Source organism: Methylobacterium sp. UNCCL125 (assembly GCF_900116795.1).
Classification (GTDB): domain Bacteria; phylum Pseudomonadota; class Alphaproteobacteria; order Rhizobiales; family Beijerinckiaceae; genus Methylobacterium; species Methylobacterium fujisawaense.
The window spans coordinates 338,752-352,996 of the sequence record NZ_FPBW01000004.1 but is presented as its reverse complement, the minus strand read 5'-3'; the positions used below and the strand labels follow the sequence as shown (position 1 = coordinate 352,996).

Annotated in this window: 12 protein-coding genes and 1 pseudogene; 2 read left to right on the top strand and 11 right to left on the bottom strand. The window is 68.9% G+C overall.

What is annotated here, in order from left to right:
• Positions 1–92: 92 nt before the first annotated feature.
• Positions 93–1,610, bottom strand: a complete 1,518-nt coding sequence (locus BM396_RS05360; protein ID WP_158713308.1) for a GumC family protein — start codon at positions 1,608–1,610, stop codon at positions 93–95.
• Between the two features lie 289 nt (positions 1,611–1,899).
• Between BM396_RS05360 and BM396_RS05355 the strand changes: the two genes are divergently transcribed.
• The gene (locus tag BM396_RS05355; protein WP_139239459.1) at positions 1,900–3,186 is read left to right on the top strand and encodes an MATE family efflux transporter; all 1,287 of its coding nucleotides are present in this window, start codon (positions 1,900–1,902) and stop codon (positions 3,184–3,186) included.
• A 242-nt stretch (positions 3,187–3,428) separates the two neighbouring features.
• Positions 3,429–3,626, top strand: a pseudogene (locus tag BM396_RS33235) (IS3 family transposase); the annotation flags it as partial.
• A gap of 13 nt (positions 3,627–3,639) precedes the next feature.
• Here BM396_RS33235 and BM396_RS05350 read toward each other — a convergent pair.
• The 10 genes from BM396_RS05350 to BM396_RS05305 all read right to left on the bottom strand — a co-directional run bounded on the left by BM396_RS05350 (position 3,640) and on the right by BM396_RS05305 (position 14,235).
• Positions 3,640–3,966, bottom strand: a complete 327-nt coding sequence (locus BM396_RS05350) for a Rieske (2Fe-2S) protein (RefSeq protein ID WP_081948780.1) — start codon at positions 3,964–3,966, stop codon at positions 3,640–3,642.
• The gene (locus BM396_RS05345) at positions 3,959–4,663 is read right to left on the bottom strand and encodes an ABC transporter ATP-binding protein (RefSeq protein ID WP_043387758.1); all 705 of its coding nucleotides are present in this window, start codon (positions 4,661–4,663) and stop codon (positions 3,959–3,961) included. Before BM396_RS05345 ends, BM396_RS05350 begins: the two co-directional genes overlap by 8 nt.
• Positions 4,656–5,471 carry an ABC transporter ATP-binding protein gene (locus tag BM396_RS05340; protein WP_043347347.1) on the bottom strand — a complete coding sequence of 272 codons (816 nt, stop codon included), beginning with the start codon at positions 5,469–5,471 and terminating at the stop codon, positions 4,656–4,658. Before BM396_RS05340 ends, BM396_RS05345 begins: the two co-directional genes overlap by 8 nt.
• A complete protein-coding gene (locus BM396_RS05335; RefSeq protein WP_043387759.1) occupies positions 5,468–6,502 on the bottom strand; it encodes a branched-chain amino acid ABC transporter permease in 1,035 nt (344 codons plus the stop codon). Before BM396_RS05335 ends, BM396_RS05340 begins: the two co-directional genes overlap by 4 nt.
• Entirely contained in the window at positions 6,499–7,371 is an 873-nt protein-coding gene (locus BM396_RS05330) for a branched-chain amino acid ABC transporter permease (RefSeq protein ID WP_043387761.1), read from the bottom strand. Before BM396_RS05330 ends, BM396_RS05335 begins: the two co-directional genes overlap by 4 nt.
• A 398-nt stretch (positions 7,372–7,769) precedes the next feature.
• Positions 7,770–8,918, bottom strand: coding sequence for an ABC transporter substrate-binding protein (locus BM396_RS05325; RefSeq protein WP_043387763.1), 1,149 nt, complete (start codon positions 8,916–8,918; stop codon positions 7,770–7,772).
• A gap of 34 nt (positions 8,919–8,952) precedes the next feature.
• Positions 8,953–10,152, bottom strand: a complete 1,200-nt coding sequence (locus tag BM396_RS05320) for a xanthine dehydrogenase family Fe-S subunit (protein ID WP_043387765.1) — start codon at positions 10,150–10,152, stop codon at positions 8,953–8,955.
• On the bottom strand, positions 10,149–11,018 hold the full coding sequence (locus tag BM396_RS05315; protein WP_043387767.1) for an FAD binding domain-containing protein: 870 nt from the start codon (positions 11,016–11,018) through the stop codon (positions 10,149–10,151). Before BM396_RS05315 ends, BM396_RS05320 begins: the two co-directional genes overlap by 4 nt.
• Entirely contained in the window at positions 11,015–13,369 is a 2,355-nt protein-coding gene (locus BM396_RS05310; RefSeq protein ID WP_043387768.1) for a xanthine dehydrogenase family protein molybdopterin-binding subunit, read from the bottom strand. The genes BM396_RS05315 and BM396_RS05310 overlap by 4 nt, the downstream gene beginning before the upstream one ends.
• The gene (locus BM396_RS05305; protein WP_043387772.1) at positions 13,366–14,235 is read right to left on the bottom strand and encodes an alpha/beta hydrolase; all 870 of its coding nucleotides are present in this window, start codon (positions 14,233–14,235) and stop codon (positions 13,366–13,368) included. The genes BM396_RS05310 and BM396_RS05305 overlap by 4 nt, the downstream gene beginning before the upstream one ends.
• Positions 14,236–14,245 lie beyond the last annotated feature (10 nt).

The following is a 14,245-nucleotide window of genomic DNA, read 5'->3' as shown; positions in this document are numbered from 1 at the left end:
GGACTTGGCGTCAGCACCCAATCCCTAAGCCACATCAATGCTTTACGCTACGCTCGCCACCACAGATCCACTGCCCTCGTGAATAAGACGGGCTAAGATCCTGACTGCGTCCGTGCGCGGCGCTTGAGGTCGGCCATCGCGAAATAGGCCGACGCCTTCCGGAGAAGCTCATTGGCCTGCGCGCCGGGTGTCGAGGCGTGTGCGGCGGTGAATCGACCTGGAGCGGCCGGCGCGTCCGGGGCCGTCGCGTCGGACACCGGTCGCGGGCCGTACATTTCGAGCATCAGGGACGCCGATGCACCCAGGATCAGACCGAACACGACGCCGAGCCCGAGGAATTGAGCCCCGTTGGGAAACACGGCTCGGAGCGGAGTCGTCGCCGACTGAATCACACGGATGTTCGTCAGCTTTGCCGATCTGAGATCGGCATTGATTTGCTCCTCGGTGGTCCGCTTCGCGTAGAGTTCAGCATTCAAGGTCGCCTGGGCGACGTCGCGTTTCAGCCTCTCGAATTCGGTTTGTTTGCTCACAAGCGTCGTCAGGTCTCGGTTGACGGTGCTGATCTCCTGCTCCTGCTGCTTGACGAGATCGAGAAGGCCGGCGATCTCGGAATTGACCTTCAGCAGCGCGACCATTGAGTCCTGATAGACGCGCACCATCAACAAAGGCGGGTCGCCCGCGCCGGCCGTGTTCTCTGAAGGGCCGCGTGACGGCGACCGACCTTTCTCGTCACTGCCGAGATTTTCGACCAGATTCGACACGAACGGAGATTGTGTCACCGGCTTGAGAAGTCGCAGCTGTGCGACAAGCGCCCCCTTTTGACCCTGTTTATCGACCAGCGAGCTGCGCGTTGCCGTCAGAGCCGCCGCAATGTCGCTGGCCCGATGCAAAAGCAGGCTTCGCTCATCCTCCACGGAGTACATTCGTTCCCGGCGGGAGAAATGCTCCAACAGTCGCGAGCGCATCTCCACTTCTTCGTTGAATCGCTTTTTCTGCTCGCGAAAGAAATCGATTGCGCCCGGCGTATCGGCGAGACGGATCTGGCGCTCGATGAACGATTCGGCGACGGCGTTCACGAACGCCGCCGTCAGACGTGGATCCGTGTATTGAAACGAGATTTTCAGGACCTCGGAATTGGGTTCAGTCCGCACCGTGAGGCGTCGGCTCAAGACGGAAGCGACCAGATCGATATCGGAGATGCCGGAGTCCTTATCCCCAGCGTGCTCCGGGACTACCCCCTCTGTGTCACGCCGGCCATGGACGATCTGCCTCAGCCATCCTCCCAATCCGGGAAGGCGGGATTGGCCGACGCCTTTGAATTTATCGAGCCCGACGCGATTGATTGCGCCGCGCACGACATCCTCGCTTTCCGCGATTCGAGCTTGAGAGGTGATCAACTCAAGCTGCTTCCGGCTGCCATCGGAAATATTCTCCGAAGCTTGACTGACAAGAAGCGATGTAGACGCTTCATAGACCGGTGCGATCAACAAATAAGCAGATAAAAACAGGGCAATACCGGCGCCCACCGCCAGGATCATCAATGCCTTATGTTTCCACATGCATCGCAACACCGTGCCTATCGAAGGCTTCATGTCTTGATCGTGCAGCATAAACGACATCCTGCTGGCGTGCGCTCTATTTATATTCGAGCCGCGGATTTAACGGCGAAACTAAAAAACGCACAAATTACTGCGAGCGTTACTCCATTTTAAGGACTTGATATTTTCTGCGATTGGGCGTTCATTCAAAAGTCGGCGCTTAATCGCTAGTGCTAAAGGATATCGTGACCTTAGCAGGATTCGTGCCTGAATTGCAACAACGCTCTTTATTCGCCCTTCGAGGCGAGACGTTTATATTTGAATTGGTGCTGGAATGCTCGTTTGGAAACGAAATCTTTCCATGAAGATCGCCGTTGCACAGGCCGTGCAAATCATCGCGCCCTACATGCTTGCCGTGTCCGGCCCATTGGTGCTGTCAGCGACACAATTCGTTCTGTCAGTCGTTCTTGTCCATCTGATGAGCCCGAAGGACTTTGGCACTTTTTCGTTCCTTATGGTGACATCACAATTTCTGATGAGCTTTTCCGGCGCCTTTCTGTGTGCTCCCCTTCCCGTCGTGATGGCGAGAGCCAGTAACACACGCGATGCCGCTACTGTCGAGTGTTTGTTTGGTGTGAATATTATTATCGGACTATTAGTTTTTGTGGTGATTACCGCGCTCAGTGCTGCTTTCGGGATTGAAATACTACCTTCAGCCCTATTCGGAGGATTTGCAAGCCTGACAATGCTGCGCTGGTTCGGTCGCGCCTACGCGTATGCAATCGGCCTGCCGCAACGTGCCACCCTGTCCGATATTGTATCCGGCGTCGTCCTCGGCGTCGGCATCGGGTTGATCGCGTGGCAGGGCAGCGCTTCCCCCCTCTTCGCTTACGGATTTCTGATGCTCAGTGCCGCCGGCGGCCTGCTGGCGTTCGGGCCTCGCCATCTCGCGGAACACCTTCGATTGCCACGCCTCGAAGAATTGTCGCGCTATGGTGCCGTCTGGAAAGAGCATTCGAGCTGGTCGCTGCTCGGACTGGTCACGACGGAGGCCACCGGCAACGCACATGCTTATTTCGTGACCCTGATCTCGGGTGCCGTCGCCTTTGCGGCGCTCGCGGCGAGCGCACTCCTGATCCGGCCGGCCATCATCCTTATGAACGCCCTCGGAGAATTCGAGAGACCGCGTCTCGCAAGGCTCGTCGCCCAACAGCGATGGAGCGACGTCGATCGCACGCTGTCCCTGTTTCGATTCATTCTCATGAGCGGCTGGTTCGCAACCTTGGGTCTCGGCGTCATTGTCGCCTATTTCGCGCCCTCGCTTCTGTTTTCGAAAGACTACGATCTGCTTTATGTTCAGAAGGCATTTGTCCTCTGGTTGGCGATCATGGGCCTCCGCCTTGTCCGCACCCCGGAAAGCATCTTGCTGCAAGCCGCAGGGCAGTTCCGGGTGCTCGCTTTCTCAAGCGTCTACTCGTCGGTGATCTCAATCATCCTCGTCGTTGTCATGGTCTGGGCGGTGGGGCCGCTGTACTCGATGGTCGGCGTTCTCGCAGGCGAGGCGATCTTCACGCTGGCTGTATGGCGCGTCGCGCGCGCCTGGCGCTGGAAGGGCAGGCAGGCGTCTCCGCACGTGCAGTTGCCGTGAACGCGTGCAGTCTTCGCGATCACCGCCGCAGACGGCTCATCGTGGCCAGCCGGACGCGCCCGGGCGGCACGGGTCGCGCCGGTCTGCGCCGCTGACGGTCGCCGCGCCCGGCACGACGCCTGCCCCGACCCCGGTTCACCATTCCGAGGGCGGTCTGCAACTGAACTGTGGACTCACCTCGAAGACACGGAGAGCGCTTTCCGTGAACGCGGAGGCCGTCCACACTTGGGTCTGGTCCCGCGGCGGCCCGTCTTGCTCAGACGAGTAGGCGGTCTCGCCGCGCGGCGGCCGCCGATCTCGGCGTCAGGCTCCCGACCGTGCGCAACGGGATCGACGGCCGGCGTGATCGCGAGATGGACGCGGCACCCGCAGAGCGGCTGGACGGCATGGCTGCCGCGCTGAGGCGCCTGCACCGCGGGAACGCCGTGCAGCGTCAGGACGGCCCGAGACACATCATTTCATCCTGAGCCATAGCCCGTCCGAAGCCGACTCGATCTCGAACAGGCGAAGGGCACGAAACGACCAGCCCGGTGAGACGGAGCCATCTCGGAGATCGAAAGAGGCGAGATGCCTGGGGCAGAGCAGCCGTCCACCGACGCACTGGCCGAGAGACAAGTCTGCCCCCTCGTGCGGGCAGGCCCGCTCGGCGGCTACGATCCGCTCGCCATCGCGCACGAGAAGCAGATGGTATCCTCGGACGGTGATCGCCACCGAGTTCCGCCCGGCGAGAAGGTCGTGCGGGCCGAGGCAAATCCGCTCTGGCCCGTCCGTCTCAGCCACCGAGATAGGCGTCCCGCACGTGGGGATCGGCGATGAGGTCCTGCCCGCGCCCCGCGAGGACGATGCGGCCGGTTTCGAGCAGGTAGGCGTAATCGCAGAGTTCTAGGGCCGCGAACGCATTCTGCTCGACGAGCAGCACGGTCGTGCCGGCATCGCGGATCGCCCCGATCACCGAGAACATCCGCTCGACGATGTTGGGGGCGAGCCCCAGGGAAGGCTCGTCGAACAGCACGAGCTTCGGGCGCCCCATCAGCGCGCGGCCGATCGCCAGCATCTGCTGCTCGCCGCCCGACAGCGTGCCGGCCGCCTGGTCGCGGCGCTCCGCGAGGCGCGGAAACTCCCCGTAGATGCGCGTCAGATCCGCCGCGACCGCCGCCCGGTCGCGGCGGAGATAGGCGCCCATGGCGAGGTTCTCGGCGACCGTCATCTGCGGGAAGACGCGCCGGCCCTCCGGGCAATGGGCGATGCCTGCCGCCAGGATCCGGCGGGGCTCCGCCCCCGCGATGTCCCGGCCGGCGAACCGGATCGCGCCGGAGCGCGGCGCGACGAGGCCGGAGATCGCCCGGAGCGTCGTGGACTTGCCGGCCCCGTTCGCACCGACGAGGGCCACGAGTTGGCCCTCGCGCACGTCGATCGTCAGCCCTTTCAGCGCCGTGACGTGGCCGTAGCCGCAGACGAGGTCGCGGATCTCAAGCATGGACCGCCTCCTGCGCGGCAGCGGCGGCCTGCCGGGCCGCGCTGCCCTGGCCGAGATAGGCCTCGATCACCGCCGGATCGCTGCGGATCCGGTCCGGCGGCCCCTCGGCGATCAGGCGGCCGTAATTGAGGACGACGATGCGGTCGGAGACCTCCATCACCATCGGCATGTCGTGCTCGACGAGCAGGATGGTGACGCCGCGCTCCCGGATCTGCCGGATCAGGCGCACGAAGACCCGCGTCTCGGAGGCGTTCATCCCCGAGACCGGCTCGTCGAGGAGCAGCATGGCGGGCTCGGTGGCGAGCGCCAGCGCCACGCCGACGAGGCGCTGCTCGCCGTAGGCTAGGGCGCCGGCCTTCTCCTGCGCCCGGCCGGCGAGCCCGACCCAGTCGAGCAGCGCCGCGGCGCGGGCGCGCAGCTGCCTCTCGCCGGCCCCCGCGCGGCCGAGGAGCGCGTCGAGAACGGGCGCGCGGCCCGCGGCGGCGCCCATCTGGTGCAGGCCGATCATCACGTTGTCGAACACCGTGTCGTCCGGGAAGACGCTGGTGCGCTGGAAGGTGCGGGCGAGTCCGAGCCGCGTGATCGCGTGCGGCGGCAGGCCCTTCAGCGACGTGCCGCGGAAGCGGACATCGCCCTGGCTGGGCTTGAGGAAGCCCGTCATCACGTTGAAGGCCGTGGTCTTGCCAGCCCCGTTCGGGCCGATCAGGCTGACGATCTCGCCGGCCTGGACGTCGAAATGCAGGTCGGCGATGGCGACGAGGCCGCCGAAGCGGACGCCGACATGCTCGACCGAGAGGATCGCGCTCATCGCTGCACCGCCGGGTTGGCTTCGAGGACCGGGATCGACCGGACCTGCCGGCGGCCGAGCAGGGCCGAGAGACCCGGCACGATGCCTCGCGGCATCACGAACAGGATCACGATCAGCACGAGGCCGTAGACGATCCACTGCGCCTCCGGCGCCATGACCGGGCGGAGCGCCACCGGCAGCAGACCGAAGATCAGGCCGCCGACGACCGGGCCCATCAGGCTGCCCTTGCCGCCCGCCACCACCATGATGACCATGGTGACCGTGGTGGCGAACAGGAACACGTCGGGATCGATGATCCGCAGGTAATGCGCGTAGAGGCTGCCGGCCGCGCCGGCCATCGCCGCCGAAATCACGGCCGCGACGGTCAGCGTGCGGGTGGCGTTGATGCCCACCGAGAGCGCCAGGGACTCGTTCTCCTTCAGGCCCCGCATCGCCCGGCCGAAGCGCCCGCCGACCAGGCGGGCGATGATCAGCCAGCACAGCGTGCCGACGGCCAGCACGAGGTAGTAGTTCTGGAGCTTGGTCTTCAGGGTCCACATCCCGAGGCCCGGTAGACCGAGGGTGATGGCCGGGATGTTGGTCAGCGCCAGCGGTCCCTGCGTCAGCTCGACCCAGTTGAGAGCCACGAGCCGTACGACCTCGGCGAAGGAGATCGTCACGATGACGAAATAGGCGCCCCGCACCCGGAAGGAGAGCCGCCCGATCAGGTAGCCGCAGCCGCCCGCCGCGACCGTCGCCAGCAGGAACCCGACCGCTGCCGGCCACGGCTCGTGGACCGCGCGGATGCCGAACCCGAGATCGACGTCGAAGCCGAGGCTCGTCAGCGCGCTGACATAGGCGCCGATGCCGAAGAACGCGATGTGGCCGAGGCTGAGCTGCCCGGTAAAGCCGAGGAGCAGGTTCAGGCTCATGGCGCCGATCGTCAGGATGCCCGTCACGATCAGCGCGTTGAGGAGGTAGGGGTTGGCGCCGAGACCCAGGGGCAGGGCGACGAGGCCGGCGAGCAGGGCGAGGGGGAGAAGCCGGGTCATCCGATGCGCTCCGCCTTCGCGAACAGCCCGGTCGGCCTGTAGAGCAGGACTGCGATGATGATCAGGAAGCCCATCGCGTCCCGGTAGCCGGAGGAGACGTAGCCGGCCCCCAGTTCCTCGGCGAGCGCCAGGATGAAGCCGCCGATCGCCGCGCCGGTGACGTTACCGAGCCCGCCCAGGATGACGATGGCGAAGGCCTTCAGCTCGGCGAGGCCGCCCATCTGCGGGAACACCACGTAGACGGGACCGAGGAGCGCGCCGGCGGCCGCCGCCAGCGACGAGCCCAGCGCGAAGGTCGCGGTGTAGATCCGGCGGACGTCGACGCCCATCAGCGCCGCCGTGTCGGAATCCTGGAAGGCGGCGCGCATGGCGAGCCCGAGCTTGGTCCGGTTGATCAGCGCATAGGTCAGGGCGATCAGGGTCAACGCCGCGCCGAGCACGAACAGCCGCAGCCACGACACCGAGACCGGGCCGATCTCCAGCGGCGCCTCCGGGAAGGGCGCGGGGATCGCCTTGGCGACGCCGCCGAAGATCCAGAGCGTGCCCGATTGCAGGATGATCCCGGCGCCGATCATCACCAGCATGGTGGTGTCGATGTCCGAGCCCCGGAACGGCCGCAGCAGCACCAGCTCGATCGCGGCCCCGAGCAGGAGGCCGCCGAGAATCGCCACCGGCAGCGCCAGGAAGAAGTTCAGCCCCAGCGCCGCGACCGCGAGGTACATAACGTAGGCGCCGACGGTGTAGAGCGCGCCGTGGGTGAAGTTCACGACGTTCATGATCCCGAAGATCAGCGTCAGGCCGATCCCCAACAGCGCGTATGTACCGCCGAGGATGAGCGCGTTGACGAGGTGCTGGACCAGTTCGTTCATGGGCTTCTCCTGGCAGGTTGCGTGCCGGACGACCGGCGCCTCGCTGCGTGCGGGGACACGCGGGTTGCCAATTCGGGAGCCGGCACCGCGCGTCTCCCTCTCCCGCAGCGACGATGGTCACACATCTTCGTTTTGCACCGCCGCGGGCCGCAGAGCGCGACAGGCCCCCTCTCCCGTGCGGGAGAGGGTTGGGGTTGAGGGATGAGAACTCTTCGGATCGAGAGCGCGATCGATGCGCGACAGGACGCGCCTCGTTCTGAAAGCTCTCGTCCCTCACCCTATCCCTCTCCCGCTCGGGAGAGGGGACCCGCGCTCGGTCCTGAAACCGCGTGGCCGAACCCGATGTGTGATTCTGTAAGCCCCCGCCGAGGGGGGAGGGACGGCGCGCGGCGGCAGCCCTACAGTGCCGGCACGATTACCTTCCCGTCCTTGATCTCGATGAGGTAGACGTCGGGCTTGCTCTGCCCGCTCTCCTTCCCGGCGGGGCCGGCCTTGGCGAAGCGGATCGGACCGTTGAGCCCGACGAAGTCGACCGACCAGAAGGCCTTGGTGATCGCGGCCGGATCGGCCGAGCCCGCCTTCTCGATGGCGTGGGCGATCGCGCGGATGCCGTCGTAGCCGCGGAAGCTCTCGGTCACGCCGGCGAAGTCGAAGCCGCGCTTCTTCCACGCGGCGATGAAGGCCTCCGTGGCCTTCGGGTCCGGCGTCCTGTCGGGCGACCAGGGCAGGAACGTCGTGAGGTGCATCGTGCCGTCGGCGGCCGCGCCGGCCTGGGCGATGATCTGGTCCGGGTTCTGCGATCCGCCGGTGGTGATAACCCGCTTCTTCAGGCCGAGCGCCGCCATCTGCTTGAACAGCAGCACGAGCTGATCGACGGAGCTCGTGATCATGATCGTGTCAGAATCCGAGGCCTTCAGCTTGGCGAGCTGCGCGCTCATGTCCTGCGCGCCCTGGTCAATGGTCTCGACGAGGCCGACCGCGACGCCCTTGTCCTTGAGCATCTTACCGAAATCGGTCGCTGCGCCGCGGCCGAAATCGTTGTTGAGGACGAGGAAATCGACCTTCTTCAGCCCGAGGCGGCCGACCATCGGCGCGAAGGTCTCGGCCTCCAGCGACGAGGGCGGCGAGATCCGGAACACGTAAGGGTTGCCGGAGGTCGTGATCTTGCCGGACGAGGAGGTCTCGACCAGCATCGGCGTCTCGTAATCCGCGAGCTTGGGCATCACGGCGAGCGTCAGGCTGGAGCCCCAGGCGCCCATCATCACCGGGGTCTTGTCGCTGGTGATCAGCTTCTCGGCGACCGCGGCGGCCTCGGTCGGGTTGCTCTTGTTGTCTTCGATCACGAGTTCCAGCGTCTTGCCGAGGACGCCGCCCTTGGCGTTGATCTCGTCGGCGGCGATCTTGGCGCCGTTCACCACGTAGGTGCCCGAGGCCGCGAACGGCCCGGTCAGGGGCTCGTTGACGCCGATGCGGATCGCGTCCGCCCGGGCGCCCGTCGCCGTCAGCGCCAGCAGGATCGCGGTCGTGAGGGTGAACCTGCTGGGCATTCGCGTGTCTCCGGTGCGTTCAGGCGGGGTGGGATCAGGCGCGGCCGAACCACGCCGCGAGGCGCGCGCGGGCGAGGCCGAGGAGCAGGCGGAGCGGGTTGAGGCCGGCGGGGGCCGGGGCCGCGACGCCCGAGAGCCGGGCATCGAGGTTGCGGGCGAACTCCGCCGCGATGCGGCCGGCGAGGTCGCGCACGAGGCCGGGGCGGCCGAACTGGGCGAGTGGCCCGGTCAGGGTGTAGCCGACGTCGAGTGCGACCCGGGCGGTGCCCGGCGCCGGTCCAGCCTCGACCCGGTAGCGGATCCGGCCCTCGGTGGCCGAGCGGCCGCCGGAGTCGGTTCCGGCGCCGTGGACCGAGCCGGTCCGCGCCGCCTCCTGCCGCGTGAGGCGGGCGCGACCGCGGAACGTCACGGCGATCGGTCCGATCCGCGCCTGCAGGCCGCCCTCCACGGCGTCAGGCGCGGGCCGCGCCGTCAGGACCGCGCCGGGCAGGCAGGCGGCGACCGCGTCGATATCGCCCAGCAGCGCGAAGACGGCCTCCGGCGGATGCGCGAGGTCGACCGCCTGCGTGAAGCTGTGAGCCGGCTCAAAGGTGTCGGACAGATCCGCCACCGCGGCGGGCGCGACCGGGGCGAGGGGCTTGGCCGGCGGAGTCAGGGGCGCGACCATCGCCTCGCCGACCCGCGCGCCGACCGGGCCGAGGGCGCGCGCCGCGCCGGTCTCCGGGAGGATTCCGCGCCCGCGCCGGTCCGCGATCACCGCCATCACGGCCCGGACGATGCCGGCATAGCCGGTGCAGCGGCAGAGATTGCCCGACAGGCCGACGCGGATCCGCCGCTCGTCGGCCTCGGGCAGCCGCAGGACCAGATCGCGGGCGGCCACAAGCATCCCGGGCGTGCAGTAGCCACACTGGAGCGCATGCTCGCGGTTGAAGGCGGCCCGCAGCTCGCCCGCGATCGCGTCCGTGTCGAGGCCCTCGATCGTGGTGACGGCGGCGCCCGCGCAGGCGCCCGCGAAGGTCAGGCAGGCGCGGGCGGGCTCGCCGTCGAGCAGCACCGTGCAGGCGCCGCAGATGCCGTGCTCGCAGCCCAGATGCGTGCCGGTGAGGTCGAGCCCGTCGCGCAGCACGTCGCCGAGATGGCTGCGTGGCTCGGCCGCGACCCGGACGGCGCGGCCGTTCACCGTCAGCGCGAGGGCCATGCGGGACGCCCCGGGTTCGGCCAGCGCGGCGCTCATGCGGCCTCCGGAAGGGGCTTGGCGTGGGGAACGGGCCCGGCCGCCGCCACCGCGCGGGCGAGGACGGTGACGTGGATGTGCCGCTCGACCGCGTCGGCCATGCCGGCCTCCCGCAGGGCCTGATCCGCGACCCGGGGATCGAAGCGCGCGGCGAAGTCGGCGCCGATGCGGCCGCCGAAGAGCGGGCGCGCATCGGCCAGGAGCACGGGCGGCCCCTCGACCGCGCCGATCACGGCCCGGCCCAGGCCCGCGCCCGGTTCGAGGCGCACGGCTCCGATGGCATGGGCGAACTCGCCGATCTTCGCACAGTGCTTGACGTAGCCCCAGGCGGCGCCCGCCGGCAGCGCCGGCACGCGCACGGCGACGAGGATCTCGCCCGCGCCGAGCGCCACTTCGAGGGCGCCGGTGACGAAGCGCTCCACCGGCAGGGTGCGGCGGCCGTTCCGGCCCGCGATCTCGACCTCGGCACCGAGGGCCGTCAGGGCGCTGACCCAGTCGGCGGCCGGATCGGCGTGGACGAGGCTGCCGCCGACCGTGCCGCGGTTGCGCACCGGCCGGTAGGCGATCGCTGACGCCACCCGCTGCAGGGCGCCGCCGGTGACGTCGGCAACGCGCCCGTCCTCGATGTCGGCATGGGTCACGCAGGCCCCGAGGACGAGCGTGTCGCCCTCGACCCGGGCTTCGCGGAGCTCGGGGATGCCGGTGATGTCGAGGATGAGATCCGGCTCGACGAGGCGCAGGTTCAGCATCGGCCCGAGGGACTGCCCTCCCGCGATCAGCTTCACGTTGCAGGTGGCCTGTGCGAGGCGGTCCAAGAGCGCGGCGAGGCTGCCCGGCCGCTCCCAGGCGAAGGGTGCGGGCTTCATGCGGCCTCCCGCGCGGTCTCGGCGGGCGCGCGGGCGGCGAGCACGGCCTCCACGATGCGTCGGGGGGTGACGGGGGAATGCAGCATCTCGACGCCCAGCGGCGCCAGCGCGTCGTTGACGGCGTTGGCCAGCGCCGCAGGGGGTGCGATGGCGCCGCCCTCGCCGATGCCCTTCTGGCCGAAGCGCGTGTAGGGCGAGGGCGTCTCCATGTGGTCGATGCGCGCCATCGGTACGTCGGCGGCGCCGGGCATGAGATAGTCGGCGAAGGTCGAGGCGAGCGGCTGGCCGCGGCCGTCGAAGCGCATCTCCTCAAGAAGCGCCGTGCCGATCCCTTGCGCGAGGCCGCCGTAGATCTGGCCGTCCACGACCAGCGGGTTCACCAGCGTGCCGCCGTCCTCGACGATGACGTAGTCGAGGATCTCCACCGCCCCGAGTTCGGGATCCACCGCCACCACGGCCGCGTGCGCCGCGTACGAGAAGGTGCCGGAATCGCGCACCGGCTTGTAGCCGGCGGTGACTTCGAGCCCGCCCGGATCGGTGTCGGGCGCGAGATCCTGCGGGCGCCGGTACCAGGTGCGGGCGATCGCCTCGAGTGGGACGTCGCCGGTGGGACCGACGACGTGGCCGCCCTCGAATCGGCACTCCTCGGGCCGCGCCTGGAGCAGGTGGGCGCCGATCCGCACGGCGCGGGCGCGCAGTTCCTCGCAGGCCGCCGCGACCGCGCCGCCGGCCATCACCATCACGCGCGAGCCCCAGGAGCCGGTGGAGTAGGGTGTCATCGCCGTGTCGCCGTGGACGAGGCGGGTGCGCGCCACCGGCACGCCCAGGATCTCGTGGGCGACCTGGGCGAGGGTCGTCTCCAGACCCTGGCCGTGGGAATGGGCGCCGATCCGCAGCTCCAGGCCGCCGTCCGGGGTCAGGCGGGCGCTGGCCTGCTCGTGGCCGGGCACCATCGGGATCCCCCAGCCGGAATAGACCGAGGTGCCGTGCGCCGCCTGCTCGCAGTAGATCGCGAGGCCGAGGCCGATCCGGCGCCCGTCCGGCTCGCCCTGACGTTGGCGGGCGCGGACCGCCTCCACGTCGACGGCCATCAGCGCCCGGGCCAGGGCCTCCGGGTAGTCGCCGCTGTCGAAGTGCTTCTTCGTGATGTTGTCGAACGGCATCTGCTCGGGCCGCACGAGGTTCTTCTCGCGCACCGCCTCGGGCGGGATCCCGGCCGCGCGGGCGACGGCGTCGAGGACGAGCTCCAGGGCGAAGCAGACGCCGGTGCGCGCCACCCCCCGGTACGGCAGGATCGGGCACTTGTTGGTCGCCACCGACCACGTGCGGCAGCGATAGGCCGGAAAGTCGTAGGGCCCTGGCAGGATGCTGGCGACCTGCGCGGCCTCCAGGCATGCCGAGAACGGGTAGGCCGAGTAGGCGCCGGAATCGACGGTGGCCTCGCAGTCGATGCCGCGCAGGGTCCCGTCCCGCTCCGCGTAGGCGGTGATGCGGTAATGGTGCTCACGGCAATTGGCGTTGGCGGTCAGGTGCTCGCGGCGGTCCTCCAGCCAGCGGACCGGGTGGCCGCAGCGGAGCGCGAGCCACGCCAGCGCCACGTCCTCGGCAAGCAGGATGGCCTTGTAGCCGAAACCGCCGCCGACATCCGGCGAGACGATGCGAATGCGGCCCTGCTCGATCCCGAGGCACTCCGAGAGGCCGTTGCGCACGATGTGCGGCATCTGGCTCGCGGTGTGGACGACGAGCTGGTCGAGGCGGTGATCGAGCTGCACGACGGTGCCGCGGCCCTCGATCGGCGCCATGCATTGCCGCCCCGTCGAGATGGTGCGGCTGACCCGGATCGGCGCGTCGAGGGCACTCTCGATGCCGACGTCGACCAGGGTCTCCAGGAAGACGTTGTCGCCCCAGTGCTCGTGGACGAGGGCGGAGCCCGGCTCGCGCGCGGCCAGCATGTCGTGGATTGCAGGCAATTCCTCCAGGTCGAGCACCACGGAGGCGGCGATGTCCTCGGCCTCCGCGCGGGTCGGGGCGACGCACATCGCCACCAACTCGCCCACCTGCCGGACCTTGCCGGTGGCGAGCACCGGCTGCTCAGAGACCTTGAAGCCGGGCAGCCCTGAGACGGCCCGGATCGGCAGCACCCCGTCGAGGTCCGCGGCGGTGAAGACGCGGTCGCGGCAGGCTTCCGGCACGTGGATGGCGCGGATCCGGGCATGCGCCATCGGACTGCGCACGAAGGCGACGTCCTGCAGGCCCGGCAACCGGAGGTCGCCGACATACTGGCCGCGCCCGCGCATCAGGCGGTCGTCCTCCTTGCGGGGCAGGGAGGCCCCGACGCCCTCGCGGCTCATCGGGCGCCTCCGAGAAGGTCCTGCGCGGCCCGGACCAGGAGGCCGTCGGGCCGGCGGAATCCGTCGAGGATCGAGAAGTGGTCGGCGCCCGGCACAGGCAGCAGGGCGCCCGGCGCGTGGGCGGCGCTGCGCAGGGCGTGGAGGTTGCGTGCGTCGTGGACGAGGGCGGGCAACTCCCGGCTGCCGTAGGCGATCGTCATGGGCTTCGGCGTGACCGCCAGCCGCAGGGGCGACAGCGTCTCGATCTCGACCTCGGTCAGCCCGAGCTTCTCGTTCAGGTAGGTCTCGCGGATCGGCGCGAGGTCGTAGACGCCGGAGATCGCCAGGACCGCGGACACGGCGGGATGTCCGAGGTGGAGAGCGGCGAGGTGCGCCCCCGCGGACCAGCCGGCAAGGATCGTCGGGCCGCCGATCCCGCGCGCCGGTCCGTGCACGGCGAGCCAGTCGAGGGCGGCACCGATCTCGGCGACGATGCCGGTGAGGCTCGCCTCGGGTGCCAGCGTGTAGCCCGGCATCGCCACGGACCAGCCGGCCGCGTTCAGGCCCTCAGCGAAGCAGGCGAAATCGGCCCGGGCGTTGCGCTGCCAGTAGCCGCCGTGGACGAAGACGAGGCAGGGCGCCCCCGTCTCCGTCGCCGGGTAGAGGTCGAAGCCCCTGCGCGCTCCGGCGGCGTAGGGGATGTCGAGCCCGTCCGGATGCGCGGCCCGGTAGGTCGCGGAGGCCGCGTTGCGGGCGGCGACCTGCGCGGCGCTGTCGGGCACGCCCGCGTTGTTGTCGTAGCAGGCGCCCCGGGCCGCCGCGTCCAGGCTGTCCCAGCGGTGGCGCGGATCCGGCGGTGTCGGGTCGTCGAGGACGATGGCGGGCATCGGCGCCACC